At 41.8% G+C, this 26109-nt stretch carries 26 protein-coding genes; 18 read left to right on the top strand and 8 right to left on the bottom strand.

What is annotated here, in order from left to right:
- The first annotated feature begins 4 nt into the window (after positions 1–4).
- Complete coding sequence (locus BM176_RS32120; protein WP_143097741.1) at positions 5–1012, top strand: TraR/DksA family transcriptional regulator; 1008 nt, start codon at positions 5–7, stop codon at positions 1010–1012.
- Between the two features lie 214 nt (positions 1013–1226).
- Here BM176_RS32120 and BM176_RS06950 read toward each other — a convergent pair whose 3' ends face one another.
- Both BM176_RS06950 and BM176_RS06945 read right to left on the bottom strand, forming a co-directional pair.
- Positions 1227–2768, bottom strand: a complete 1542-nt coding sequence (locus tag BM176_RS06950; protein ID WP_090100943.1) for a glycosyltransferase — start codon at positions 2766–2768, stop codon at positions 1227–1229.
- Positions 2769–2897: 129 nt separating this feature from the next.
- The gene (locus BM176_RS06945; RefSeq protein WP_090100941.1) at positions 2898–4724 is read right to left on the bottom strand and encodes an ABC transporter ATP-binding protein; all 1827 of its coding nucleotides are present in this window, start codon (positions 4722–4724) and stop codon (positions 2898–2900) included.
- A 151-nt stretch (positions 4725–4875) separates the two neighbouring features.
- On the opposite strand from BM176_RS06945, the gene rbfA reads away from it, so the two are divergent.
- Positions 4876–5250 carry a 30S ribosome-binding factor RbfA gene (gene rbfA, locus BM176_RS06940; protein WP_090101724.1) on the top strand — a complete coding sequence of 125 codons (375 nt, stop codon included), beginning with the start codon at positions 4876–4878 and terminating at the stop codon, positions 5248–5250.
- A gap of 36 nt (positions 5251–5286) precedes the next feature.
- Complete coding sequence (locus BM176_RS06935) at positions 5287–6513, top strand: ABC transporter permease (RefSeq protein ID WP_090100939.1); 1227 nt, start codon at positions 5287–5289, stop codon at positions 6511–6513.
- A 106-nt stretch (positions 6514–6619) separates the two neighbouring features.
- Here the strand turns inward: BM176_RS06935 and BM176_RS06930 are convergent, their stop codons facing one another.
- Positions 6620–7456, bottom strand: a complete 837-nt coding sequence (locus BM176_RS06930; protein WP_090100937.1) for a transketolase — start codon at positions 7454–7456, stop codon at positions 6620–6622.
- Positions 7457–7633: 177 nt separating this feature from the next.
- Between BM176_RS06930 and BM176_RS06925 the strand changes: the two genes are divergently transcribed.
- Together BM176_RS06925 and frr are read left to right on the top strand one after the other, a co-directional pair.
- On the top strand, positions 7634–8782 hold the full coding sequence (locus BM176_RS06925) for a glycosyltransferase family 4 protein (RefSeq protein ID WP_090100935.1): 1149 nt from the start codon (positions 7634–7636) through the stop codon (positions 8780–8782).
- 103 nt (positions 8783–8885) lie between these two features.
- Positions 8886–9449 (top strand): ribosome recycling factor, encoded by a 564-nt coding sequence (frr, locus tag BM176_RS06920; RefSeq protein WP_090100933.1) that lies wholly within the window; start codon positions 8886–8888, stop codon positions 9447–9449.
- A 106-nt stretch (positions 9450–9555) separates the two neighbouring features.
- On the opposite strand, the gene BM176_RS06915 is transcribed toward frr, so the two are convergent.
- Positions 9556–10425: a DMT family transporter gene (locus tag BM176_RS06915; RefSeq protein WP_090100931.1), complete on the bottom strand. Its 870-nt coding sequence runs from the start codon at positions 10423–10425 to the stop codon at positions 9556–9558.
- Positions 10426–10595: 170 nt separating this feature from the next.
- Here BM176_RS06915 and BM176_RS06910 point away from each other — a divergent pair, with 170 nt between their 5' ends.
- From BM176_RS06910 to BM176_RS06870, 9 genes are all read left to right on the top strand, one after another.
- Positions 10596–11351 (top strand): PPK2 family polyphosphate kinase, encoded by a 756-nt coding sequence (locus BM176_RS06910; protein ID WP_090100929.1) that lies wholly within the window; start codon positions 10596–10598, stop codon positions 11349–11351.
- Between the two features lie 54 nt (positions 11352–11405).
- Complete coding sequence (gene mscL / locus BM176_RS06905; RefSeq protein WP_090100927.1) at positions 11406–11840, top strand: large conductance mechanosensitive channel protein MscL; 435 nt, start codon at positions 11406–11408, stop codon at positions 11838–11840.
- An 87-nt stretch (positions 11841–11927) separates the two neighbouring features.
- A complete protein-coding gene (locus BM176_RS06900) occupies positions 11928–12878 on the top strand; it encodes a DUF3078 domain-containing protein (RefSeq protein WP_090100925.1) in 951 nt (316 codons plus the stop codon).
- A gap of 43 nt (positions 12879–12921) precedes the next feature.
- Positions 12922–13704 carry a segregation and condensation protein A gene (locus tag BM176_RS06895; RefSeq protein WP_090100923.1) on the top strand — a complete coding sequence of 261 codons (783 nt, stop codon included), beginning with the start codon at positions 12922–12924 and terminating at the stop codon, positions 13702–13704.
- Positions 13701–14600, top strand: coding sequence for a helix-turn-helix domain-containing protein (locus tag BM176_RS06890; protein WP_090100921.1), 900 nt, complete (start codon positions 13701–13703; stop codon positions 14598–14600). Before BM176_RS06895 ends, BM176_RS06890 begins: the two co-directional genes overlap by 4 nt.
- 223 nt (positions 14601–14823) lie before the next feature.
- The gene (locus BM176_RS06885) at positions 14824–15351 is read left to right on the top strand and encodes a YceI family protein (protein ID WP_090100920.1); all 528 of its coding nucleotides are present in this window, start codon (positions 14824–14826) and stop codon (positions 15349–15351) included.
- A gap of 302 nt (positions 15352–15653) precedes the next feature.
- Positions 15654–16064 carry an OsmC family protein gene (locus tag BM176_RS06880; protein WP_090100919.1) on the top strand — a complete coding sequence of 137 codons (411 nt, stop codon included), beginning with the start codon at positions 15654–15656 and terminating at the stop codon, positions 16062–16064.
- Positions 16065–16344: 280 nt separating this feature from the next.
- A complete protein-coding gene (locus tag BM176_RS06875) occupies positions 16345–16605 on the top strand; it encodes a Dps family protein (protein WP_218162156.1) in 261 nt (86 codons plus the stop codon).
- A 230-nt stretch (positions 16606–16835) separates the two neighbouring features.
- On the top strand, positions 16836–17207 hold the full coding sequence (locus tag BM176_RS06870) for a hypothetical protein (RefSeq protein WP_090100917.1): 372 nt from the start codon (positions 16836–16838) through the stop codon (positions 17205–17207).
- A gap of 8 nt (positions 17208–17215) precedes the next feature.
- Here the strand turns inward: BM176_RS06870 and BM176_RS06865 are convergent, their stop codons facing one another.
- Entirely contained in the window at positions 17216–18265 is a 1050-nt protein-coding gene (locus tag BM176_RS06865) for a ferredoxin--NADP reductase (RefSeq protein WP_090100915.1), read from the bottom strand.
- A 139-nt stretch (positions 18266–18404) separates the two neighbouring features.
- The gene (gene dxs, locus BM176_RS06860; protein ID WP_090100912.1) at positions 18405–20336 is read right to left on the bottom strand and encodes a 1-deoxy-D-xylulose-5-phosphate synthase; all 1932 of its coding nucleotides are present in this window, start codon (positions 20334–20336) and stop codon (positions 18405–18407) included.
- A gap of 184 nt (positions 20337–20520) precedes the next feature.
- Here dxs and BM176_RS06855 point away from each other — a divergent pair, with 184 nt between their 5' ends.
- Together BM176_RS06855 and BM176_RS06850 are read left to right on the top strand one after the other, a co-directional pair.
- Positions 20521–21558: a sensor histidine kinase gene (locus BM176_RS06855; RefSeq protein WP_090100910.1), complete on the top strand. Its 1038-nt coding sequence runs from the start codon at positions 20521–20523 to the stop codon at positions 21556–21558.
- A 28-nt stretch (positions 21559–21586) separates the two neighbouring features.
- The gene (locus BM176_RS06850) at positions 21587–22315 is read left to right on the top strand and encodes a LytR/AlgR family response regulator transcription factor (RefSeq protein WP_090100908.1); all 729 of its coding nucleotides are present in this window, start codon (positions 21587–21589) and stop codon (positions 22313–22315) included.
- A gap of 174 nt (positions 22316–22489) precedes the next feature.
- Here BM176_RS06850 and BM176_RS06845 read toward each other — a convergent pair whose 3' ends face one another.
- Positions 22490–23245 carry a phosphoglycerol geranylgeranyltransferase gene (locus tag BM176_RS06845; RefSeq protein WP_090100906.1) on the bottom strand — a complete coding sequence of 252 codons (756 nt, stop codon included), beginning with the start codon at positions 23243–23245 and terminating at the stop codon, positions 22490–22492.
- 1052 nt (positions 23246–24297) lie between these two features.
- On the opposite strand from BM176_RS06845, the gene BM176_RS06840 reads away from it, so the two are divergent.
- The gene (locus BM176_RS06840; RefSeq protein WP_090100904.1) at positions 24298–24864 is read left to right on the top strand and encodes a hypothetical protein; all 567 of its coding nucleotides are present in this window, start codon (positions 24298–24300) and stop codon (positions 24862–24864) included.
- Between the two features lie 19 nt (positions 24865–24883).
- Entirely contained in the window at positions 24884–25366 is a 483-nt protein-coding gene (locus BM176_RS06835; protein ID WP_090100902.1) for a YcxB family protein, read from the top strand.
- Positions 25367–25382: 16 nt separating this feature from the next.
- Here BM176_RS06835 and BM176_RS06830 read toward each other — a convergent pair whose 3' ends face one another.
- On the bottom strand, positions 25383–26105 hold the full coding sequence (locus BM176_RS06830) for a DUF2490 domain-containing protein (RefSeq protein WP_090100900.1): 723 nt from the start codon (positions 26103–26105) through the stop codon (positions 25383–25385).
- Between the last annotated feature and the right edge of the window lie 4 nt (positions 26106–26109).

Genomic DNA, 26109 nt, shown 5'->3' with positions numbered 1-26109 from the left:
CCCCATGGCGGCAACAAGCAAGAAAGTTGCTATAACAAAAAACCAGAAGGCAGCTCCAGCTACCAAAGTAGCGGCTAAGCAGGCAGCACACGCAAAGAAAGCGACTGTAGCACCCACTGCTAAAAAGGCAGCAGCGCCTCCGAAAAAGGCGGCTGTTAAAAAGGCGGCGCCTAAAGCTGCGGCCAAGCCTGCTGCCGTTACCCAGAAGGTTGTTGCCAGTAAGTCCGCAGTTACGAAAGTAGCCCCACCAGATAAACCCGTAGCTACGAAAGTATCCTTAGAGCAACCCGTTAAAAAGGCAGCGGTTCCTGCTAAACCCGGTTCCCAGAAAGTGCCTGATACAAAAGTGGCAACGCCAAGTGCTGTTGCAGATAAAGAAAAACTAATTTCAAAGCCAGTAGAAAAAGAAGAAATAATGCCAGTAAAGAATAATAAAGAAGATAAAGAAAAAGTTGTTGCAAAGGATGCAGGCAAAAAAACAGCTGATAAAGTACAGAAAACTGAAAAAGTACCTGTAAAAGCTGACAAGCCTGCTGAACGTGCTGCCGATAAAAAAGGCACTAAAGCGACTACGCTGGTAACTTACCAGCCAGAATTTACGAAATCAGTATTGGATCAGCCAGAAGCTCCATCCGGTCCTGTTTATCGTTACAGTGATGTTGATCTGCTTGAATTCAAAGATCTGATCCAGAAAAAACTGGAAGCAGCAAAAAAGGAACTGGTATATCTGCAGGGTTTGATCACCCGTAAGGATGAAGCTGGTACTGATGATACTGAAAACAAGTACATGAGCATGGAAGATGGCAGCGGTTCTCAGGAAAGAGAACAACTGAACCAGATGGCCAGCCGTCAGATCCAGTTCATAGATCACCTGGAAAAAGCAATGATCCGTATTGAAAATAAAACTTACGGTATCTGCCGCGTAACCGGCAAACTGATAGACAAAGCCCGCCTGCGTGCAGTGCCTCATGCTACCCTTAGCATTGAAGCCAAGCTGGCAAAAAGCAAATAATTCAGATTTTCCAGATAGGATAGATCCTGATCGCATTTCCATTATTACACTTTACACCGGCATATTCCGGTATAGTAATAATGGAATTAAGATCAGGATTTTTGTTTTAGAAAGTTTCTGGTTATACAAAGGATCTGGAGAGAAATACTCCGTAAGAAAGCATCCCGGAAACTTTCCGGGATGCCAGTAGAAATAAACAGGGGATTCAAGGAGATTATCTTTGTGAGACCTGTCGTTGTTTTTTGCTTTTGCCGATTTGCCTGGCAGCCAGGTAAAGAAGTCCTGCAGATGCTAATCCAATCAGGCTGCCCACACCTATACGCCTGGCCTGTTTCTTATTGATAGCTGGTAGCCTGATCCTGAATTTTTCAGGGCTGGCCTGGGCAATATCCAGTAATGGCTCCATCCAGGGACCAGGGATGATCTTATCAGCTACTTTTTCAATGCAGTCATCATCTGCATTAAATGCCACTCCAATTGCTGCTTTTTGTAAAAGATTACAGTTGTCTGCGCCGCTTCCTACATAGATCACATTCTGCGGCATGATATGGTATTTCTCCGAGATGTATCTCAATATGTTGCTCTTGCAATATACAGGGGCATTATTTGCAGAAAGATCATCATTAGAAATGAAATATTCCGGAATCGTTATTTCACCGGTGGCTACACTATCGTATAAGTGAAGCCTGTTGGCAAATACAAAATCCATTCCCAGCTGATTCCTGATATGACGTGCCACACATTCAAAACCATCCGTTATAAGCCCGCACGAATATCCTCTCTTCTTCAACTCTTTCACCACCATTTTGATGTCTGGAACCAACGGAATCGAATCAGCAACTTCCAGCAACTCCGCCACATTATGATGACGGAACAATTGTGCGGTATGTTCCAGGATTGTAATCTGATCTTCTCCCTGCTCTCTGATCTGCTTTAAATCATTAGAAAACCCAAATTCGTTAGCTGCTGTAAGGAGGTAATCCTCAGTAAAGATGGCTTCATCTATGTTAAAGATCACCATTTTATGCAACTTATCAATAGATTCCAGGATAGAATATTCCATTTGCTCCCGGATCAGATTGATATTGCCCAATGTTTCCAGATTTTCCTGGGGAATGTTCTCTGCTTTCTTTAAGATTGTACGGGACACTTCGCGCGACATTTTACTCAACTGCTCCCAGGTTTGCATCGCATTCTCAATCCGGCCTATATTGGCTTCTTCGATCCTGGCGCCAAGTGTATGCATATCTATAAGTAACCCAATGTCCACACCATAATCATTTTCAAACTGCACCTTCGACAAAAAAGATTTACGGGCCGCAATCATACCACTGAGTGGCTGTTTAAACTCAGCCAATTCAGGGAACAGAATGCTCAGTAGCGGCTTGGCCACCAGTTGGGTTACCCTGCCTGCCTGTCTTTCAAAATAAGATTTTACAAAGTCGGCTTTATTTTCCAGGATAGAATCTGTGAGAAGTGCTACAATATTTTCCGGATAAGTGAGAATATCTCCGTCCACATACATAACGATATCGTTCTTGGCAGCCATCATACCTTCTCTCATCGAAATACCCTTTCCCCGCTGACTGCTTGTGATCACCCTTACGTTTTCTTTTAGTGCTTCTTCTACAGAATTATCATTGGAATTATCGTCTACTACAATGATCTCTATTTTTCGGGACGTCTTTTTAATAGTTTTAATTACCTGACGAATAGTAGCGCCCTCATTTAATACAGGAATAACAATGGAAATCATAGGCGATGCTTGTTGGTTAGAAGATTAAGAATTGCTCATCCATCGTCCTTTCGACAAGATCAACATTTTGCGCAGTAAAGGCGCAAAAATAATACCAACCAGGATCTCTATTGTTCTATCTGCTATCGCTTATTTAAATTCCTGCATTTCCACCAGTTTCCGGTAGATGCCATCATTGGCAATAAGTTGGTCATGGGTGCCCTTTTCTTTAATCTCGCCTTTGTCAAGCACCACGATTTCATCGGCATGCTGGATGGTAGAGAGGCGGTGTGCTATTACGATAGTGGTGCGGTTTTGCATCAGTTTGTCCAATGCCTCCTGTACCAATTTCTCTGATTCTGTATCCAGTGCAGAGGTTGCTTCATCCAGGATCAGGATGGGAGGATTTTTAAAGATAGCCCTGGCAATAGTGAGACGTTGACGCTGTCCGCCACTCAGTTTCATTCCACGGTCGCCGATCTCAGTATCATACCCTTTTTCCTGCTGAATAATGAATTCATGTGCATTGGCAATTTTAGCCGCTTTGATCACTTCTTCTTTATCTGCATTTATCTGACCGAAAGCAATATTATTGAAAATGCTATCATTAAAGAGGATGGCCTCCTGGGATACCATTCCCATTAATGCACGGAGATCATACATTTTTACACCCCTGATATCTTTTCCGTCTATCAGTATCCTGCCATCAGTTACATCATAGAAACGGGGAAGCAGATCTCCCATAGTAGATTTACCCGCACCACTTTTACCTACCAGCGCTACCATGCGGCCTTTGGGAATAGTGAGCTGCACATCTTTCAATACAGCAGCTTCCTGGTATTTGAAGGAAACATGATCGAAAGTGATCTCTTTTTCAAAACCGGTAAGCGGAAGTGCATTTGGTTTATCCTGGATCGGATTCTCTGTATCGATGATGCGTAACACCCTTTCACCTGCAGACAGTCCTTTGGGTAATGAAGTCATGGCAGCTCCTACAGATTTTGCCGGGGCAATAATCTGGAAATAAAGTGCCAGGTAACCAATGAAAGAGCCGGCATCCAGTTTGTTTGAGCCGGAAAGGATCAGATGACCTCCATAGAGCATAATGACGATCACTACCAGCACTCCCATTATTTCAGAAACGGGAGATGCCATTTCACGCTGATTCTGGATGGCTTTTACAGTATGAGCGAAATCATCATTGTCCTTCTGGAATTTTCGGCGGATAAAACTTTCCGCATTAAATGCTTTAATGATCCGGATTCCTGAAAGTGTTTCTTCACTTATATTTAAGATTTTACCCAGCAGGTTCTGACTTAAGTTCGATTTCTTTTTAAGGCGCTGAGAAATGGAATTGAGCAGGAAACCGGATACCGGGAAGAATATGATCGTGAAAAAGGTGAGTTCTTTGGAAATATAGAACAGGGCGATGAAAGTACTAATGATCACCAATGGTTCCCGGAAGATGGTTTGCAGGGAAGTTACCACTGAGTTTTCCACTTCTACCACATCACTGCTGATGGTAGACAGCAGGTCACCCTTGCGCTCATCATGAAAAAAGCGTAAAGATTGTGTACTGAATTGTTTAAAGAGCTTTTCGCGCATTTTACGTACCATATTTACCCGCATACGCGTCAATACCTTCTGACTCAGGAAGCCAAACAGGTTTTTGAGTATGATCGTGATAAATAAGATGATACATACGTATACCAGTACCCCGAATTTCCCGTGATGTACTATCTGTTCGTTGAGATAATAATAGAAAACATTCTTAAAATAGGAGATGCTTATGGAAAATTCCGGCATGCGGGTTACGATATCATACTTTCCTGTTCCAAACAGGGCATTCATCAGGGGAATCACCATTGTAAAGTTCATCAGCCCAAAAATGGTATAGAGAATGATATATACTACATACTCAGGAACATAATGGTGATAGGGTTTTGATAAACTTAAGAGCCTGAAAAAAGTCTTCATTTTACAATTATTTGTCTTTTCCGGAAACGGCTTGTGATTTTATCTTTCAGCACATGCCTGTTTCCTTATCTTTGCCAAAGAGGATTGAATGAGGGTGCAAGTTAATATACATTTAATTTTCAGCCGTCAAAACCTCAAATTTTATAAGATTATGCAGGAAAGTAAAAGACAAAAACAAATTGGGCAACTATTACAGAAGGAGCTGAGTGATATCTTTCAACGTATGGGATTTAATATACTGGAAGGGGGAATGATCTCCATTTCTGCTGTGCGCCTTACTCCAGATCTGCTGGAAGCAAGGGTATATCTGAGCATGTTCCAGATCCATGAGCCCGCAGCAATGGTATTGCGTATCAAGGAGAGAATGGGGGAAATCAGGAAAGATCTGGGAAACAGGGTGGGCAAACAGCTGCGCCGTGTACCGGAATTATCCTTCTTCCTGGATGATACGCTGGAATACGTATTCAAAATGGACGAACTGTTCAAGAAGATCAAAGAAGATGATGAAGGGAAGGAAAACAAGTAAATAGGACTTAATGCGGTATTCCGCATATGTAAAATCATGATCTGGCAGTTTGCATTCCGTTATTTCAGGGCTAAAAAAAGTACCAACGCCATAAATATCATTTCATGGGTGAGTGTGACGGCTATTGCGGTAGGCGCAGGAGCACTGATCATTATACTCAGCGTTTTCAATGGTTTTGAAGGACTGGTGAAATCATTATATTCCTCTTTTTATCCTTCCGTAAAAGTAAATGCTATAAGCGGTAAAACTATTCACTTAACAGATCAGCAACTGAAACAGATTGCCGGCCTGGGAAGTGTTTCGCAAATAACCCAGGTTGTGGAGGAAAAAGCTGTACTCCGCTATGGAGAAGGAGATCAGACCATTGCTATTCTGAAAGGAGTAGACAGCAATTACAATAAGGTTGCCGAAGTAGATAAAAGCATTGCACGCGGGCGTTTCGATACCGGCGATGAGATGGCTTACCGTGCCGTATTTGGAATAGAACTGGAAATGGCTTTGGGGGTAGATGTGGAACGGAGTCTCATTCCCATCACAGTGTACCTTCCCCGCCACAATGTGAGTAGTACGGTCTTACCTGAAGATGCACTGAGCAGCGGGATCTTATATCCTGCCGGATCTTTTGCTATTCAGCAGGAGTTCAATAGCAAATATGTGATTACAAATATTGCATTCATGCGGCAACTGCTGGAAATGGATCGCAATGAAATGTCTGCCCTGGAAATCCGGGGAAAACCTGGTGTGGATGATAATGTTTTGAAAGGCATTATTATAAAGACGCTTGGAGCCGGTTATAAAGTGGAAACAAGATATGAGCAGAATCTGGCTTTATATGCCATTATGCAAACAGAGAAGTGGGCAGTATATGTAATCATGAGTTTTATACTGGTGATTGCAGCATTTAATATGATAGGTTCATTGTACATGCTGGTGATGGAGAAACAAAAGGATATTACCATCCTGAAAGCAATGGGCGCCCGTTCCAAATTGATTACCGGGATCTTCCTCGCAGAAGGACTGATCATTGCCGGGATTGGAACAATGATCGGGTTTGGAATCAGCATTCTGTTCTGCCTGGCTCAGCAGCGTTTCGGATTGATAAAACTGGAGGGAACTTCTTTCCTGGTGAGTGCTTATCCGGTAAGTATGCATATGGCAGACTTCCTGCTGGTAAGTGTTACGATTATCGTGATAGGAGTAGCTGCCAGTTGGTATCCGGCAAGAAGGGCCGGCCGGGAGGGAGTGGAATTAAAAGCAACATAAAACTTTTTTAGTTGAGCCCGGAAAGAGCTCTCAAAATATAAAAACTCCGGAAGAATCAGGTAATCTGATTTCTCCGGAGTTTTTAGTAATATAAACAGAATGTTTATTAGTAATCTCCCAGTGTTTCTGGCAACTGTGCCAATGCTTTAGCCAGTTGTTCATCATTAGGAGCAATACCATGCCATTCGTGATGTCCTTCCATAAAATCCACTCCCTGACCCATAACGGTTTTCATCAGGATTACGATAGGCTTGCCCTGACCGGTAAGGCTTACTGCTTTTTCGAGTGTAGCAACTACTTCATCCATGTCATTACCGTTCATATGCAGCACTTTCCAACCGAAAGAAGCAAATTTAGGCTCCAGATCACCCAAACCGGCAACCTCATCTACTGTACCATCAATTTGCTGACCGTTCCAGTCTATGGTGCAAATCAGGTTATCCACTTTATGATGTGGCGCGAACATGATTGCTTCCCAGTTTTGACCTTCCTGCAATTCACCGTCTCCATGAAGTGAAAATACGATACGGTCATCGTTATTAAGTTTTTTACTTAATGCAGCACCAATAGCCACACTCATACCCTGACCCAGAGAGCCCGAAGCTACCCTGATACCCGGAAGATGTTCATGCGTAGTAGGGTGACCCTGCAGGCGTGAATTCAGCTTACGGAAAGTAGCCAGTTCTTCTTTGGGGAAGTAACCGGAATGTGCCAGTGCGCTATAAAATACCGGAGAAATATGTCCATTGGACAAGAAAAAGAGATCCTGGTCTAAACCATCCATGTCAAAAGGTTGCGGCTTGTGCTGCATAATCTTGAAATAGAGGGCGGTAAAAAAATCCGCACAACCTAAAGAACCGCCAGGATGGCCACTCTGGGAGCCATGTACCATGCGAACAATATCTCTTCTAATTTGAGTAGCAATGTCTTTCAACTGAGGCATGATTGTTGGATAAAGTGTTTAAAAACGCAAAATTAATAGAATTTAGATAGAATTAGACATAATCACGTCTAATTCAATTTTTTTAAACGCCAAGGTATCAAAACTTTTCAGTTTTTCTATTTTCATGATACACATTTGATTGAAATTAATATCTTTGCAATAACCAAGACCCCTCCGATGGAGAATGTTTTAATTGCTACAGTCCTTAGTTTTGTCGTGACCTATTTTGCAATTCCAGTCCTGATTAGAGTTGCCGAATTGAAACATCTCTATGACGAACCTGATGAGCGTAAGTCGCACAAATCACGTATCCCCACTTTAGGGGGTATTGCATTCTTTTCCGGATTTATCATTGCTTCTGCGGTATGTGTACCTGCTTTGGCAGATTCTCCATTCCAGTATATGATTGCTGCTTTCCTGATAATTTTCATGGTAGGGATGAAGGATGATGTGGTAGGGCTTTCTCCGTTGAAAAAACTGATTGGTCAGCTGGTAGCTTCTTTTGCAGTAATATATCTTGGCAATTTACAAATAACAGGCATGTACGGATTTCTGGGTATTGGGAACCTGGCTCCTCACTTCAGCCTGATGCTTACATATTTTACTTTTCTTGTGATTATCAATGCATTCAATCTTATAGATGGTGTAGATGGTTTGGCTGGTAGCATTGGTATGCTGGTATCCGGCGTATTAGGAACTTATTTCCTGTATACCGGCGATTTGTTATTCGCTGTAATGGGATTTTCCATGGCAGGTGGCCTGGCTGCTTTCCTGATCTTCAATATTTCTCCCGCCCGTATATTTATGGGGGATACAGGCTCTCTGATGGTAGGGCTGGTAAATGCTATTCTGATTGTAAAATTCATTGAGCAGGCAGGAAATCCTGTCAGCAAATTACCAGTGGAGTCTGCACCGGCAGTAGCTTTTGCGATACTGGTTCTGCCATTGTTTGATACTTTAAGGGTATTTGCGATCCGTATGTCTCATGGCAGATCTCCTTTTGCTGCAGACCGGAATCATATTCACCATTATTTTCTTGAATTAGGACTGAACCACAAACAGACCACCCTGGTATCTGTTACTGTCAATGCTGCATTTATTGCCGTTGCCTTTATGTTGCGGGATCTGGGTACTACCTATCTTTCTTTCCTTGTTTTTGGTACTGCTTTATTGCTCACCGGCGGCTTGTACTGGATGAAGAAAAGGAAAGAAGCTTTACTACATGCAGTTATTGTTTCTCCTATACACGATGTTGCTGAAGGCACGTCTGTTACCCAGCCTAAAGTATTAAGGGTAAATACCAAAGGCATCCTGCAGGATAAATAGTCCGCAATTATACTTTAGCCCCTAATGGTGATCTTCACATCGTTCTGACTTTAGAATTTCAGATAAATCGTGTAGGTTTGCACGCACTCAATTATTTTTTGCTATGCAAGACGATCTAACGTTAATTATGGATGATGCTGCCGATTCCATGCAAAAAGCTATAGGACACCTGGAACTGGAACTCACCAAGATCAGGGCCGGTAAAGCAAATCCTCAGATACTGGATGGAATTACAGTAGACTATTATGGTGCGCCTACTCCGCTCGCGCAAGTAGCTAACGTGAACGTGGCCGATGCCCGTACCCTTACCGTACAGCCCTGGGAAAGGAATATGCTGCAACCAATTGAAAGGGCTATTATAGCTTCCAATATTGGAATTAACCCACAGAATGACGGACAGATCATCCGCCTCTTTCTGCCCCCACTTACAGAAGAAAGAAGAAAAGAATTTGTGAAACGTGCTGGTAATGAAGGTGAACAGGCTAAAATAGCTATCAGGAACATTCGCCGGGATGGGATTGAAGGAATCAAGAAATTGCAGAAGGATGGCTTAAGTGAAGATACTGCCAAAGATGCTGAAGCTGATATTCAGGAACTTACGAACAAATTTATTGACCTGGTAGATAAACATTGTGTACAGAAAGAGAAGGAAATCATGACTGTTTAACCTTCAGCTAGAAACGATACTTCACTATCTGACTCCGTTAGAAATCCCTGTTATAAACGGGAGACTCCTAACGGAGTTAGTATTTTATGCAATGGTCTGCTTTTTCCTACGCTTTTTTCCTGTTTACCAGATATACTCCTATCAGGATGATTACCATACATCCTACCTGGAATAAGGAAATATGCTCACCGGCAAATAATCCCCAGCCGATAGCCACAACCGGTAAAGCATACGTTACCATAGATGCAAACACGGCTCCTGCTTTATTAATCAGGATGTAAAATAATACAGTAGCAATACCACTGCCCATAACTCCCAGGGTTGCACTGGCTGCTATAGACGTCCAGGGAATGTCTGGACCGGCAAGTATGGAGAAGAAACCAGTGAATATCAGCACTGGTAATGAAAACATGGCACAAAAGAAAAGTGCAACAGCACTCAGTTGAACAGAACTGAATCCTTTTAAATGATTGTGTACCATGCTGATATTAAGGCCATAACAGATAGTGGCCAGCACGATCCATAAGCCATAATACCAATAACCGGCATTTATTCCCTGTGCGGCAAAGAGCAGAATTACACCCAGCAATCCTATACAGATGCCAATTAACTGTTGTTTTACGATTTGCACCTTAAAGATGAAGAAGCCTGCCAGTAGCGCCATTAAAGGAACAAGTGCATTTAACATGCCTGCCAGTGAGCTATCTACACGGGTTTCCGCAATACAAAAGAGAAAAGCAGGGATCAGATTTCCCAGGATACCTGAAAGAATAATAATAGGAATCTTTTTTCTGGGAATTTGTTTGATAGCGTTTATAAAAAAAGGCAGTAGTGTAAGTCCGGCAGAAAAGAGACGTAAACTGGCTACCTGGTATGGCGTAAGCCCTACCATACCTATTTTCATCAGGATAAAGGAACTCCCCCAGGTTAACGAGAGCAATAAGAAAATAAGCCAGTGGATTGTGCGTTGGTTCAAGGTTGATAATTTTATTTTAAGAGCGCAAAGTTCTGCATAAATTTTTATTACAACGGAGAAGGTTTTTAGCTAGGAAACAAGAGATATGTGGTAAATGAATATCAGGGAAGGATTTTAGCTGAAAATCAACAGTATGGTTTGGATTTTGTTAGAAGTAGGAAACATTTATCATGAGCAAGATCAGTTTGTCTGATATAAGTACAGAAGGCCCTAAAAAGATAAATAAGGAGAAGATCCAATCAGAAACGCAGGAAATCTTGTTAGAGTTGGATGAGTTACAGAACCTCTTATATGCAGAGCATAAGTGGTCTGTCCTGATAATAATTCAGGGAATGGATGCCAGCGGTAAAGACGGACTGGTAAATCATGTAATGAGCCGTATGAATCCGTCGGGAGTGAATGTGAAGCCATATAAAGCCCCAACCCCGGAAGAAGCAGACCATGACTTTTTGTGGCGTATACATCAGCATACACCTGCAAAAGGAATGATCCAGGTATTTAACCGCTCTCATTATGAAGATATCCTGGTACAACGTGTGCATAAATGGATCGATGATAAAATAGCCTACAAACGCATGGATGCTATCAATGACTTTGAACGCCTGTTAACAGTGCATAATAACACCTGCATCCTGAAATTTTATCTGCATATATCCCCGGAAGAGCAGCAGGAAAGACTTAGAGAACGGTTTAACAATCCACGGAAAATGTGGAAGTATAACAAGAACGATCAGATGGAAGCGAAATTATGGAAGAAATATATGCATGCATATGAAGATGCTTTTAACAACTGTAATGAAGTTCCCTGGATCATAGTACCATCAGACCATAACTGGTATAAGGAATATGTTGTGGCGAAAACATTACGGGATACACTGCGTTCTTTTAAAATGAAATATCCCAAACTGGAAGAAGTAACAAGTTAATAATGAATTAGTTATTTTAGCGCATCGTTTAGTTCACCTTAAAAAAACATTGTTATGTCATTTATCAAAGAGTTCAAAGAGTTTGCAACAAAAGGAAATGTGATGGATCTGGCGGTGGGGGTGATTATTGGCGGCGCCTTCGGGAAAATTGTCACTTCCCTGGTAGAGAATATCCTGATGCCGATGCTGGGGTTAGTAACGGGGGGCGTAAATTTTACAGACAAGTTCTTTTTACTGAATGACAGCAAGGGCGCAAGTTTTGAGTCGCTGGCAAAGGCAAAAGAAGCAGGAGCACCTGTATTTGCCTATGGTGCTTTTATTCAGAGTATATTTGACTTTATCATAATCGCATTTTGTATTTTTCTGCTGGTGAAATTCATGAACCGCCTCAGCCGTAAAAAAGAAGAGGCCCCAGCAGTTCCTCCGGTACCAACTACTCAGGAAAAACTGCTCATGGAAATCCGTGATGCCCTGAAGAATAAAGCATAACTGAAAACCTTTCCCGCCATTTATCCCGTAAGGAGAAAATTTATAAGTTAGTTTTCTACTTTTGCGACCTGGCCAATTTAAATAAGAATGAGGAAATCCATTTTAACAACTATTTGCATTTTATTATGTTTGGGTATGCTGCATGCGCAGAGCGACTGGATGAAGACTTCCAGAGAAGAAGCCAGCAGTAAAATAAAGAAGGATGCTGCAGATACCACGAAGCTGCCCTGGAAGAGAGGCGCTATCTTCAATCTGAACATCAACCAGGGAACGCTGAACAACTGGGCAGCAGGGGGGGATAAATTCTCTTTTTCTGTTGCATCCACATTAAGCGCATTTGCTTATTATCGTAATGGGAAACATAACTGGGATAATGTACTGGATCTTGCTTACGGGTATGTAAATACTACCAGTCTTGGAAGTCGTAAAAGCGATGACCGGATAGGGATTACTACCAAATATGGTTATGAAATTGCTAAGAGCTTGTATCTGAGTGCGTTGGTAGATTTACGTACACAGTTTACGGATGGTTATCTCTACCCTAGCTCCGATACGGTAAAACCACAACTTGTATCGCGGTTCTTTGCACCGGCATATGTACTGCTCTCTCCGGGTCTTGATTTTAAACCCAATGATCAGCTGTCAGTATTCTTTTCTCCAATCACAGCACGTTATGTAATAGTAATGGATGACCGGCTGGCAGCGCAGGCCGCTTTTGGCGTTGATACCGGCCACCATGTGAAAGCTGAGTTTGGATCTTACTTTTCCTTTAACTGGGTAAATCAGATAGCAAAAAATATTGTTTATAAAACCAGGTTAGACCTGTTCTCTGATTATAAGCATAATCCACAGAATGTAGACGTATTCTGGACTAATTCACTGAACTTGCAGGTGAATAAGCACATCTCCGCAAATATCTCCCTGGATATGATTTACGATGATGATGTAAAAGTGTTCGCCAACCCTAAAACCGGTACACTTGGGCCACGGCTGCAAGTAAAGGAGGTAATCGGGGTCGGATTTACGGCAAAGTTCTGATGAGCGGGATTTTGCCTACTTTTGGTAACCTTTGTATGATAATATGAATGACCATAGTTACAAAATAAAGCTTCCCCAGTTTGAGGGGCCTTTTGATCTCCTGCTTTTCTTTATCGAAAGAGATGAGCTGGATATCTATAATATTCCTATTAATACAATTACACAGGACTTTCTGGCCTATATACATCACCTTGAAACGCTTAATATAGAGCAGGCCAGTGAGTTTATCCTGTTTGTATCCACCCTGATGAGAATCAAGGCAAAAATGCTGATTCCCCGCAAGGAACTGGATGAGCAGGGAATTGAAATAGATCCACGGCAGGAACTGATCGATAAGATCATGGAATACAAACGTTTCAAACAGGCCGCAGCAGAACTGGCAGAAAGAGAGGCCGACCGTATGCTGCAGGTGAAACGTGGAAATATTGCAAAAGAACTGGCTGCCATTGGCGAATTAACCAGCGAAGGTACTGAAGTACAGACGCTTACCCTCTTCAAACTGACCAAAACCTTCGAAAAGGTAATGCAACGTGTGAAGCAGCGGGATAATAAGCCACAACACGTAGTATATAAGTATGACTATACCATGGAAGGCTCCCGTGAATATATGATAGAGCTGGCCAGCAGAGAGAAAACAATGTCTTTTGAAAAGATGTTTGATCATTGTCAGGACAGGGTACATGCTATCTTCCTGTTCCTGGGTATGCTGGAACTGGTGCAGATGAAGTACCTGGGTATTATGATCGGAGAAGGACGGAATAATTTTATCATAGATTATATAGAGCCAGAAAACCGGGAACTTGAAGTGGCCGGTGCTTTCGAATGAGCGAAAAAAGAAGCCATATAGAGGTTGTTTCCTTACCGGAATACGCACAAACAGACCCTAAGTTTGTGGTGTCGGGGCTGTGCGAACTAGGGAATGGCTTTTTTGCTAATAATGGTATTCCTCACAGGCACGATTTCTATACCATTTACTGGATCAAAAAAGGAGAGTTACTACATACTATTGATACAGTTACTCATCCGGTAAAAAAGAATACTCTTTTCTTCCTGGCCCCGGGCCAGGTACATAAAATGGAGCTCAGTGAAAAGGTAGAAGGATATATGATTGCCTTTCAGGATGCTTTTATGTGTCTGAAAGATCAGGCCGCCACCATGATGGGGATCAATTCATCCCTGTTCTTCAATAATCAGTTCAGCAGTGTTATCACCCTTACTCCGGAGCAGGAGAAAGATTTTGATATGCTGGTGCATATGATGATGAAGGAACTGACAGCACAGGCTGCTGAATATGAAACTGCTTTACACGGATTGCTGCGCTATTTCCTGGTACTGGCATCCCGTATAAAAGGGAGTAATGTAATGGCTATGCCAGAGCAGCATGCCACACATAACAGTTCTTTGTTCCTGCAGTTCAAGAATCTGATAGAAGAAAAATATACCCTGTTAAAGAATGTATCCGACTATGCAGCCTTACTGCATGTGAAGCCTGTCCTGCTGAATGAGATCAGTAAACAATTGTCCGGAATCACTGCAGGAGAGCATATCCGGAACCGTGTAATCCTTGAAGCACAACGTTATTTGTATAATACCGACCTCTCCGCAAAAGAAATAGCCTATAAACTGGGCTTTGAAGACCCCCATTATTTTAGCCGCTTTTTTAAGAAGTATACCAGCCAAACGCCTTCAGAATTTAAGGAAGGGTCCCGGGCTGGTGTGTAATGTTCCTTATCAGAATAAAAAATAGTCCACCACTTAAGTCTTTTTATCCATTTACAATATTTGTTGCAACAGTTAATTTTGTGTTGTATTTCGGATGTGAGTAATGATAAGAGGCGGATTGGTATGGTTATGGGAGATTTACCCCAACCGGAAATTTGGAAAACATATCAAACATTACATCCTTCAATAAAATTAAAAATCTAAAACACTAAACTTACAAGTTATGGCAACCTGGAAAATTGATTCAACTCACAGCGATGTAGAATTTAAGATCAAACATCTGATGATCACTAACGTTACCGGTTATTTCAATAAGTATGATGCTACTGTTGAATCAAACAGTGATGATTTTACTGATGCTAAAATTACTTTTGAAGCAGATGTAGCAAGCATCACCACGAAGAATGAGCAGCGCGATCAGCACCTGCAGGCAGAAGATTTCTTCCATGCAGCACAATACCCTAAACTCACTTTCGTATCTACTTCTGTAAAGAAAATTGACAACGAAACTTATAAAATAGGAGGTAACCTGACTATGCGTGGTGTTACCAAACCAGTAGATCTGGATGTAGAATATAGCGGCATTGTTAAAGACCCATATGGTCAGACTAAGGCAGGCTTTGAAGTAAAAGGAAAGGTAAACAGGAAGGATTTCGGTGTTTCATTCAATGCAATAACAGACAATGGCGGATTGATGCTGGGTGAAGAAGTGAAATTGCAGGCAAGTGTGCAGTTGGTGAAACAGGCGTAAGTCGGGAGTTTTCTGGCAATAGCCATTGCAGTAAAAGATAATATAGACTGGATATGAAGCAACGGTATAAGTGGGAAACGGAACAAAACTAAAGCAATGGCGTGTATAGTTGAACTTAGTTGAAGGATTAGTTGCCAGAGATAGTGTGTAGCCGGATGAAGTGATTCATCCGGCTTTGTGTTGTAGAAAAAAATCTACGCAACGTGTCTGCCCCTGAAACGAAAAGAAAGTAGTAATTTTCAGGAAATAACATTGCTTTCATCAATCTTATAATATCTTTAATCCACAAAAAAAATTTAATCATGAAGAGAACAGCAACTGCTAACTGGCAAGGTACCGGCAAGGATGGTAAAGGCACAGTAAGCACTCAGTCAGGTGTATTAAGCAATACTGCTTATTCTTACAAAAGCCGTTTTGAAGAAGGAATAGGTACTAACCCTGAAGAGCTGGTAGGAGCTGCACATGCCGGCTGCTTTACCATGAAGCTGAGTTTTCTGCTTTCTGGCGCAGGCTTTACTCCAGACAACATTGATACAAAAGCAACAATTACTTTAGATAATGGTGCTATTACCAGCAGTCACCTTGAAGTAAAAGTGAGTGCACCAGGACTGGAGCAGGAAAAGTTTGCAGAACTGGCAGCAGAGGCTAAGGCAAATTGCCCTATCTCCAAACTGTTGAATACTGAAATTACAATGGACGCCACACTGGTGTAAAATAATTATTAAAGGAGGCTGTATTCTATGTTGATACAGCCTTTTTTTATTCCCTCCCCTATCAGATTTTCCTTTCTTTTTTTCACCCCATTCATTCTCTTCATCACAATATATCAGATCATTCACAGGGCAACGTTCCGGAACTTTTCGAATAAGCAGATAAGCGTTGCAACGCCGCAATGCTATTGGCTTAACTGATTTCGACAAGGTTTAAAGCGGCAGAGTTTTTGTTGCTTGATGTATCAATGCACTAATCAGTTTTACTTTAAAAGATCTATATATGAGTACTGCAACAACTAATATCGGATTAGAGAAAAAGACATCGAAAGAACTGGCAGAAAAGTTGAATGTGCTCCTTGCCGCATACCAGGTTTTTTATATGAATGTGCGCGGTTTTCACTGGAATATCCGTGGCGATAAATTCTTTACGCTGCATGTTAAATTCGAAGAGCTATATACTGATGCACTCGTTAAAATAGATGAGATGGCCGAACGTATTTTAACACTTGGTTTCACTCCCGCACATGCGTTTTCTGATTAGTAGGAGATGATGGTACAAATGACCTGATCACTACTTATATCCGCGAACAGGAAAAGGTAGTTTGGATGTATAATGCATATCTGCGTTAATACACTTTTTGTTCCTGTAGTCCATCCGTAATTGTAAAAAGGTTTGTAACTTAGAAATGTATAACTAACAGGCTATTGTATTTAAGACAGGGATAAATAAAGGAATCAGGTTCCTTTCGATTCACGCTAAAATCAATACATATGGAAGTTTCCTCTCAAACCTCAGATCTCGAACAGATCAACGACTGGAAGGCAGCAATCGATGCTGCAAGAGATGCCCTCCGGTCCATGCGCAGCCAACTTGAACAAGCAGCATTTACTAAAAAAGATGATGAATTCCGTGCCCAAATAGAGCATTTTCAGAATCAGTTTATCCGGCAAATGGAAGTTGCCGATGAAATGCACCACGATCTCAGACAATCCGCAAAAAAGATTTCGAATAATGGTCAGTTGACAGTATTACATGATGACAGACCCGTAGAAGATCTTGATACGCTGAATGACCGTATGCTTACATTCAGAAAGTTATATAATGAATTGCAGAAAGAGTTTGATGCTTTTATAGCCTTCTGATAATCTTGTCATATTTCAATTCGTAGAGATGCACTTACCGGATAACTTGTACAGGTGAGTACAAGTCCCTGTGCGATCTCTTTATCCGTGAGTACTTCGTTCCATGCCATCCATACTTTCCCTTCGGAACAATGGGCGGTGCAGGAACCACATACGCCTCCCCTGCAACTGTAAGGAAGCGGGATGCCTTTTGCCAATGCTGCATTGAGGATGGTCATGTTACCAGGAACTAATAATTGATATTCTCCCTTGTTTGTTTTCAATAATACCTCCTTCACTGTCTTATCTTCCGGAGTCCCCATCCTGGCTAATTGCGGGGAGGTATTTACTACGAAGTTCTCTTTATGCAACTGATCTTCTGCAAACCCCATAAACGTAAGCGTGAGTATGATCATTCGCATATAATCCGGCGGACCGCATACAAAGAATTGTGCATCTGTTTTATTAAAACGCATCTGTTCTTTTACCAGCGGTTCCAGCAGGATGTTGCTGAGGCGGCGGTATGGAGATATATTCTCATTGCTGAAAAAATACATGATATGTAGCCGCTCGCCGAATTGTGCTTCCAGCGTTTGCAGTTGCCTGTGAAAGATAGTACGCTCCTGGGAGGTGTTGCTGTATACCAGCTTTACATGTGTTTCTGGTTCGTAGTAGAGTATTTGTTTCAACAAAGAGAAAAGTGGCGTGATACCACTACCTGCGCCGAATAAAAAAATATCCCGGGGGCGGTCAATCGTAGTTCCCAATGTAAACCGGCCGGAAGGCTGAATTGCCGTCACTATGTCTCCTGCTTTCCAGTTGCGGAGGATATAGCGAGATATCTCTCCATTCTCTTTTTCGCGTATGGTAATGGCAGGTAAGGGATCAACACCGGGTGTTGTGCTGAAGGAGTAAGAGCGGCGGTATTCCGTGCCATGCAGCGTGATGAGCAATGTGAGGAACTGCCCTGCCTGATAATTCAATGGTTTTCCCGTTGAATCTTCCAAACGGTAAGTAAAAGCATCAGCAGTTTCGTGAATGACTTCCACAATATGAAGGCGTAAATACAGTTCGTTCATTCAACTAAATTAAATAAACACTGGCGGTTTCCAGGCACCAAAATGAGTCAAAATTATATGCATGAAATTGCTTGAAGTGATCTGAATAAAAAAAGCCTGTATTTTACAATACAGGCTCTAAATATATAATATACTAACCTTATAAGGCAGTCGTCACAGTAATCTTGTCTTTCAGCATTTCTCTGGCCACGGTAGCAATGCCAGCAGCATCATATCCACATTCACGGTGCAGGTCTTCCGGCTTTCCATGTTCAACAATGCGGTCCGGAATACCCAGGATCCGGACGCTGGCTTTATAGCCATGCTGCGCCATGAACTCGAGAATAGCACTACCAAAACCGCCGGTAACAGCCGCATCTTCTACGGTGATCACCTGGTCGAATTCGCTGAATATTTCATGCAGTAAGGCTTCATCAAGTGGTTTTACAAAGCGCATATCATAATGGGCAGGTTGCAAACCATCTGCCAGCAGTTCCTTACAGGCTTCCGTTACGAAATTACCCGGGTGACCCAGAGAGAGAATTGCAATATCTTTTCCACTACGGATCTTACGGCCCGTACCAATCTTTATCTCTTTGAAAGGCTGACGCCAGTCTGGCATTACACCCTGGCCTCTTGGATAACGGATCACAAAAGGTTGCCGCATAGAAGGCAGCTGAGCCGTATACATCAGGTTACGCATTTCCTCCTCATTCATTGGAGAACTTATAATAACATTTGGCACGCAACGCATGTAAGCAATGTCATAAGCACCATGATGGGTTGGGCCGTCTTCTCCTACCACACCGGCACGGTCCAGGCAGAATACGACTGGTAATTTCTGAATGGCAACGTCATGCAGTGCCTGATCATAGGCTCTTTGAAAAAAGGAAGAGTAGATATTACAGAACACCCGCATACCCTGTGTGGCTAATCCGGCAGAAAGCGTCACCGCATGTTGTTCGCAGATGCCCACATCAAAAGCGCGGTCCGGCATCTTTTCCATCATGAATTTGAGGGAAGAGCCGGAAGGCATAGCAGGGGTAATACCCATAATGGTATTGTTCTGTTCTGCCAGTTCGATCAGTGTATGGCCGAAAACGTCCTGATATTTGGGAGGTTGAGGTTTATCAACCTGTTTCTTAAAGATTTCACCGGTGATTTTATCAAAAAGGCCCGGAGCATGCCAGGTAGTCTGATCTTTTTCTGCCAATGCATATCCCTTACCCTTGGTGGTTACGATATGTAGCAGTTTGGGACCGGGAATATCCTTCAGGTCCTGGAGGGTATCTACCAGTTTGATAATATTATGTCCGTCTATGGGGCCGAAGTAACGTAGTTTGAGTGCCTCAAACAGGTTACTGGAGCTGGACACCACTCCTTTCAGGCTGGCTTCCAGTTTGGAGGCCATATCACGGGTAAAGCGTTTACCCACAGGCAGTTTGCCCAGCAGGTGCCATACATCATCCCGGAGTTTATTATAGGTAGGAGAGGTTGTAATGTCTGTTAAATATTCTTTCAACGCGCCCACATTTGGATCTATGGACATGCAGTTATCGTTCAGTATAATCAGAACATTGGCATTGGCAACACCTGCGTGGTTGAGGGCTTCAAAGGCCATACCTGCTGTCATGGCCCCATCTCCTATTACAGCAATATGCTGACGGTCAGCCTCTCCCTTGTATTTGGAAGCGATAGCCATACCCAGTGCTGCTGAAATGGAGGTTGAAGAGTGTCCTACACCAAAAGTGTCATAGGGGCTTTCATCCCTTTTAGGGAAGCCGCTGATACCATTATATTTCCGGTTGGTATGAAATACATCCCGGCGGCCGGTCAGTATTTTATGGCCGTAGGCCTGATGTCCTACGTCCCATACCAGCTGGTCGTATGGCGTATTGAATACATAATGCAACGCTACGGTAAGTTCAATCACACCCAAGCTGGCGGCAAAGTGGCCACCGTGCACGCTTACCACGTCAATAATGAACTGGCGGAGTTCTTCGCTCACTTCATGTAATTGCTCTTTGCTCAACTTCCGCAAGTCAGTAGGGGTTTCGATCTTGCCCAACAGAGGGCCCGGCGTTATATTCATACTTTCTGGATGCAGGATTTTAATAAGCAAAAATACAGATTAATGTGCACATGTCCAGAATCCATTCATCTGCACATTCTCACATCTGCATATCTGCACACCCACTCATAACAATTGGGTTCAGGTGGGGAGGCCACAGTGGTATTTTTGAAATGTAGGCATAGTTTTACTAATTTCAGATTAGATGTTTAAACGAATATCAAAATATTGGTGGTGTCAGTTGCTGGGATGGTTGGCTTATTTCGTAGTTAATATCTTCTTTGCCTATTCTTTTGCGGGTGATGTAGAAACCTCTTACGTGATAAATCTGCTGCTGATTATTGGTTGCGGGTTGCTGGCTACGCATGTAGCCCGGAGTTTTCTTGTCCGCATTAACTGGTTCCTGTACAGCTTTGAAGCCCAGATGTTGCTTTGTTTTGCATTAACGATCAGTTCTGGAGTGGTTCTATATGTTGAATATATCATTATAGGGAACTTTTTTCGTCATTCATGGCAGCAGAGAGGGTTTACTGAAACAAAAACATTGAGTGAACTGCTTTCTATGTTCATTATCACAGGAATCTGGTGGTTGATTTACTTTGTATGGCATTATATAGAGCGGAACGGGAATGCACAGGTAGACAGATTAAAGCTGGAGAGTACTGTAAAAGAGCTGGAACTGAAAACGATTAAGGCACAGCTGAATCCTCATTTCATTTTTAATGCCCTGAACAGTATCAGGGCATTGGTGGATGAGAACCCTAAAAGAGCAAGAACGGCTATCACAGAGCTTTCCAATATTCTGCGCAGCTCTATGCAGGTTGACAAAGCAGAAACTGTGAACCTGGAAAATGAGTTGAATATAGTAAAGGATTACCTTGCATTAGAAACTATCCGCTTTGAGGAAAGATTACAGGTAAGATATGATATTGACCAGGAAACGCTGGTATTGCCAATTCCCCCAATGATGTTGCAGACATTGGTAGAAAATGCCATTAAACATGGGATTTCACGGGTGATAACAGGAGGAACAGTCATCATAAGATCGCATGTAAACAATATGCAGCATGAAATTACAGTTGAAAATACGGGACAAATAAGAGAGGATGGGGCCGGGCACGGTTTTGGTCTGCAAAGTACCAGACAAAGGTTAAGTCTGCTATATGGAAACCGGGCCTCCTTCGATATTCATAACAAAAACGATGAAACGGTAGAAGCGAAAGTTCTCATGCCGTTATTTTAAATAAGGTCATCAACCACAATAGTTGCTCATGAAAAAAGCTTTAATCATTGATGATGAACGCCTGGCCAGAAGTGAATTGAAGAAATTACTGGCAGATCACCCGGAAATAGTGGTGGTAGGAGAGGCCGTAAATGCCAAAGATGGACTGGATAAGATAGAAACGTTGCATCCTGACCTGCTTTTCCTTGATATACAGATGCCTGACAAAACAGGGTTTGACCTGCTGGCAGAATTGGAAAAGGCACCCCAGGTGATCTTTACCACTGCTTACGATGAACATGCCTTAAAAGCATTTGAATATAATGCACTGGATTACCTGTTAAAACCAATTGAGCCTAAACGGCTTGCTGATGCGATCCATAAATTACATCAACTGGAAGAAAAGGAAAGGCAAGCTGAGGCTGGAGCCATCCGTACTATCCTGTCTGAAAATGACCAGGTATTTGTGAAGGATGGGGATCGCTGCTGGTTTGTGAAATTGCAGGAAATCCGGTTATTTGAAAGTGTAGGCAACTATGCAAGGGTATATTTTGAAGGGAATAAGCCATTGATTCTGAAATCTTTAAATGCACTGGAAGAGCGTTTGGATGAGCGGACCTTTTTCAGAGCTAACCGTAAACATATAGTAAACCTCCGGATGATAGAGAAGATTGATACTTATTTTAACGGGGGGCTGTTACTGGAAATGCGTGGCGGAGAGAAAATTGAGGTGAGCCGCCGGCAGGCAGTGAAGTTTAAAGAAATGATGAGCCTTTAATAGTATCCGGAAAGCGAATAAAGTAACGGTTAAAGCCGGGCAGCTATAGGAAAACTACAGGGTAAATGATCTGTTAACAGTACTAAAAGTTATCATTATAAAAAAAGATGGCCTGCGAGAGCAAGCCATCTTTTTACTTTTTAGGGGATCTGGCCTTATAAAGCCAGTGCCTGATTATTTAAATACCGGTGCAGAATGCACGGCATCAGCAATTTCTTTAATAAGGGAAGCATCTTTCTCGATAGCATTACCTACCACGATGATATCAGCACCTGCTTTACAGTTCAGATAAGCCTTTTCTGCATCCCGGATACCTCCACCAACGATAATGGGAGCGCTCACCTGGCTGGCCACACGGGCAATCATGCTTTCAGTAATTGCTTTACGGGCGCCGCTTCCGGCATCCATATAGACTATTTTCATGCCCAGCATTTCACCAGCTATGGCTGTACACATGGCAATATCGTCCTTATCTGCAGGAATAGGTGTGGTGTTACTGATATAAGACACGGTAGTAGGAGCACCGCCATCAATGACCATATAACCGGTAGAAATCACTTCCAGTCCGCTTTTCTTAACTGCAGGAGCCGATAATACGTGCTGACCAATAAGCAATTCAGGATTACGACCAGATATTACGGACAGGTATAACAAAGCATCTGCATATCTGGAAACCTGGGAGGGACTTCCGGGAAACAACACTATGGGAATGTTACAGTGACTTTTAAGTTGCTGTACACATTCGTCCAAATGGTGGGTGATCACAAGACTACCGCCAAGGAAGATGTAGTCAACCTTTGCTGCGGTGCATTTTGCGGCAAGATCAGCTATTCCAGCAGGTGTTACCTTGTCCGGATCAATTAGAACTGCGAAAGATTTAACACCTTTTGCTTTCTTTTCGATGAAGGAATTATAGATTTTATTGAGCATTAAATAGCATTGTTCCGGTTGTCGCAAATGTATAAATTTTTCGGTAATAAGTCACACTGTTAGATAAATATGTATGTGATACATTTTTTATTCGAAAAAAAAGCCCACCCAGCAAGGATCTTATGGTTATAAATTGCAAGCATTGGACCATTCTCCATAGCTTAACGGATAAGTTGGTGAAAGGTTACTCGGGTTCATATGCAATAAAAATATATTTTTTTGTTCAGCTAAACAATAGAAAATATTAAGGGATGAGGCCGCCGATAGCAGTTATTGCCATCTAAAACCTTGTTACAAGTTTGTTAAATAACGCGTGAACTGCCGTAACAGCACGGATTTCCGCTAAATTAACAAATTTAGCAAAATTGAGCCGTCTTCGTAGATCCGCTACAGTACTGCGTTTGACCCGTTCTTCTAACGAGCTCTTTGTTAATGATTTGTTATTGAGCCCTTAAAATTTCAAAGAAAAATAACCTGCCCTTACATTTGTATTCAAATAGGGTTTTCATAGGATAGTAACAAATTGAGGGCGCCTTTCCAGGTGCCCTTACTTTTTTCCCCTCAATCCATTTCCCAACATCATTTTTAATATTTCCCCCTTCTTATTTCAGAATTCATTTGTTTTAGCATAATGTACGCATTGTTATTTATTACTGGCATTAGTTGGCTGATAAATTCCATGATTCCTCTCTTATTACATGTTGCAACATTCAAAATACTATCAGTTTATTGTATCTTTTTATCATTTGATCTAATAAATTGAAGTATTCCTGACATATATGTTAACATCTATATTACTATAAATTTTTATTATATTTGTTATTGTATTAATTTTATTATGGTTACTGTCCTATGAAAAACCAAATATTTCCTACAGGCGTGAATCATCATGCAATGTAAAATGACTCTCGAAAGCAATGGGTAAACCATTGCTTTTGTTCTTTTAGGCTTCCCGCTGCTGTTTTAATACCATTTAGAGGCTATTCTTTAAAACAATTTAGATTGGGTATTATAATTTTGATTTTGTATTTTTAGACTTACAAATTTAACATATGATTAAAAAGCTGTTGTTTCTGTTGTTGGTAGTTATTGCCACAGCCGCATCAGCAAGCGCCGCCAGCGGAAAGTTGAATAAAGAGGAAGGAAAAGATAAGCTAAAGGAAAAAGAAGGAGAGAAACCTAATAGCTGCAAAACCGCAAACTGCGATAGTTCTGATAAGGTTGCAAATAAAAGTGTACGCCCCAGTCGGGTAGAGGAATATGTGTGGATGTTGCCCAAAGATCAGGACGGCGACAAGATGTACGAAGAAGAATTAAAAAAAGGGGTTTTAGATCTGTACAAATGGTACCTGCAGAATGAATCCCGCGTTAATAACAGCGAAACATTGAAAACAACTGGAAAAGAACTTGCTTTTCCTTTTAAAGTGGATGCTAAAACCTTACAACAGTATTTCCAGTTCGTAAAGAATAATTTTCCAGGATTAAGTGAGGATGATCTCACTGATGGCATTAACAGTAGTACTCCTAAAAAACAACCTGTTGCCAACCGTAAAAAATATGCCCCTGTAAGCACCAGGGATGATATGGAAAGTCAGATGACTCTTCCCGTTAATAAATAAAATCAGTTGTCTTGCCATAATGCATTTGGAGTTTAGTTATAATAAGGAGGATGTATTGAATGCATTGCGCTATCATTTCATGCAGCGTGGAGAAATAAAAGTTTTCCGCAATACCTTGTTCATTTTACTGGCAGTTACACTAGGGGGATATGCCTTCCGCATAGTTACTATTGGAGCACTGGTGGGCATAGCTGCCATGATCATACTTATCTCTCTCGTCTTCTGGTACCTGCTTCCCGTTTCCATTTATAATAAAGCCGCTACCTTTAAAGATAATATTCATCTTCGCTATTCTGAAGATGGGATTGTTATCTCCACCCGTACAAGCGAATTTCAACGTGAACTATCCTGGAGTACCTTCACCCAGATAATAGAAACTAAAAACTTCTTCTTCCTCTATCGTGGCAAAAAGAATTTCTTCCTGATACCCACAAGTGCCTTCGAATCAGAAGCTGCACAAAAGGAATTCAGCAGGTTAGCAAAGAATAAAATTTTGACATAACCCTGCTAAAATCCTCCTACAAAGAGAAATTCTGGATCACTGCCAGATGTAAAATATGATTCATGGTTTTATCACCTGTAGCAGGTTGTATAAACTGATTCATATAACCGGCTTCCACTTTGAGATTGGGTTGTATTGCATAACCCGGCGTTACCAGGAAACGGTTCTGGTCTATAAATTTATCATTGATCTTATTGTTCCACATATTCATGAACAACTCGTTCTGTAATGCCAGGTAAAAGGGTGTGGCCTTTTGTTCCTTATAGATAGGAAACTGTGTGCGATTAAAATAACGCAGACGATGACCATATTTCCAGCTCTGAACATCAGTGTGCACCGCTGTTTTTTGTCCTACCCACCGTTGTTCAAATCTTATGCGATGAGTCATAGAGAATTTTGGTGCAGTATGTTTATAAATGAACTGTTCGTAAATACGGTGTTCGGGAAACCATGCAGCAGCTCCATCGCTATAAGTAGTAACGTATGCATAACCTAACAGATATCCTGCTTTCTGACCAGGCATATATTGCAGCCCTGCCCGGCTAAGAATCTGTCCTTTATCACTTATACCATTCCGGATTCTTGCCTGGAAATCAAATGGGACAGACCAGTGTTTATTTAGTTGCGCAGTACCGAAATAGGTGTACCAATGTTGATAGGCTTGATTTAATTTTTGTGCAGATAATTGTGTTATACTCCAAAGCAGGCAGATCGCCAACAAGCTGATTTTCTTTCTCATGTAA

This window comes from Chitinophaga sp. CF118 (genome assembly GCF_900112615.1).
GTDB lineage: Bacteria > Bacteroidota > Bacteroidia > Chitinophagales > Chitinophagaceae > Chitinophaga.
The sequence above is the reverse complement of the archived record's forward strand: the minus strand, read 5'-3'. Positions and strand labels throughout refer to the sequence as shown.

Coding starts and splice junctions, on each gene's coding strand:
- BM176_RS32120 (WP_143097741.1), top strand. CDS start 5: ATGGCGGCAACAAGCAAGAAAGTTGCTATAACAAAAAACCAGAAGGCA.
- BM176_RS06950 (WP_090100943.1), bottom strand. CDS start 2,768: ATGATTTCCATTGTTATTCCTGTATTAAATGAGGGCGCTACTATTCGT.
- BM176_RS06945 (WP_090100941.1), bottom strand. CDS start 4,724: ATGAAGACTTTTTTCAGGCTCTTAAGTTTATCAAAACCCTATCACCAT.
- rbfA (WP_090101724.1), top strand. CDS start 4,876: ATGCAGGAAAGTAAAAGACAAAAACAAATTGGGCAACTATTACAGAAG.
- BM176_RS06935 (WP_090100939.1), top strand. CDS start 5,287: ATGATCTGGCAGTTTGCATTCCGTTATTTCAGGGCTAAAAAAAGTACC.
- BM176_RS06930 (WP_090100937.1), bottom strand. CDS start 7,456: ATGCCTCAGTTGAAAGACATTGCTACTCAAATTAGAAGAGATATTGTT.
- BM176_RS06925 (WP_090100935.1), top strand. CDS start 7,634: ATGGAGAATGTTTTAATTGCTACAGTCCTTAGTTTTGTCGTGACCTAT.
- frr (WP_090100933.1), top strand. CDS start 8,886: ATGCAAGACGATCTAACGTTAATTATGGATGATGCTGCCGATTCCATG.
- BM176_RS06910 (WP_090100929.1), top strand. CDS start 10,596: ATGAGCAAGATCAGTTTGTCTGATATAAGTACAGAAGGCCCTAAAAAG.
- mscL (WP_090100927.1), top strand. CDS start 11,406: ATGTCATTTATCAAAGAGTTCAAAGAGTTTGCAACAAAAGGAAATGTG.
- BM176_RS06900 (WP_090100925.1), top strand. CDS start 11,928: ATGAGGAAATCCATTTTAACAACTATTTGCATTTTATTATGTTTGGGT.
- BM176_RS06895 (WP_090100923.1), top strand. CDS start 12,922: ATGAATGACCATAGTTACAAAATAAAGCTTCCCCAGTTTGAGGGGCCT.
- BM176_RS06890 (WP_090100921.1), top strand. CDS start 13,701: ATGAGCGAAAAAAGAAGCCATATAGAGGTTGTTTCCTTACCGGAATAC.
- BM176_RS06885 (WP_090100920.1), top strand. CDS start 14,824: ATGGCAACCTGGAAAATTGATTCAACTCACAGCGATGTAGAATTTAAG.
- BM176_RS06880 (WP_090100919.1), top strand. CDS start 15,654: ATGAAGAGAACAGCAACTGCTAACTGGCAAGGTACCGGCAAGGATGGT.
- BM176_RS06875 (WP_218162156.1), top strand. CDS start 16,345: ATGAGTACTGCAACAACTAATATCGGATTAGAGAAAAAGACATCGAAA.
- BM176_RS06870 (WP_090100917.1), top strand. CDS start 16,836: ATGGAAGTTTCCTCTCAAACCTCAGATCTCGAACAGATCAACGACTGG.
- BM176_RS06865 (WP_090100915.1), bottom strand. CDS start 18,265: ATGAACGAACTGTATTTACGCCTTCATATTGTGGAAGTCATTCACGAA.
- dxs (WP_090100912.1), bottom strand. CDS start 20,336: ATGAATATAACGCCGGGCCCTCTGTTGGGCAAGATCGAAACCCCTACT.
- BM176_RS06855 (WP_090100910.1), top strand. CDS start 20,521: ATGTTTAAACGAATATCAAAATATTGGTGGTGTCAGTTGCTGGGATGG.
- BM176_RS06850 (WP_090100908.1), top strand. CDS start 21,587: ATGAAAAAAGCTTTAATCATTGATGATGAACGCCTGGCCAGAAGTGAA.
- BM176_RS06845 (WP_090100906.1), bottom strand. CDS start 23,245: ATGCTCAATAAAATCTATAATTCCTTCATCGAAAAGAAAGCAAAAGGT.
- BM176_RS06840 (WP_090100904.1), top strand. CDS start 24,298: ATGATTAAAAAGCTGTTGTTTCTGTTGTTGGTAGTTATTGCCACAGCC.
- BM176_RS06835 (WP_090100902.1), top strand. CDS start 24,884: ATGCATTTGGAGTTTAGTTATAATAAGGAGGATGTATTGAATGCATTG.
- BM176_RS06830 (WP_090100900.1), bottom strand. CDS start 26,105: ATGAGAAAGAAAATCAGCTTGTTGGCGATCTGCCTGCTTTGGAGTATA.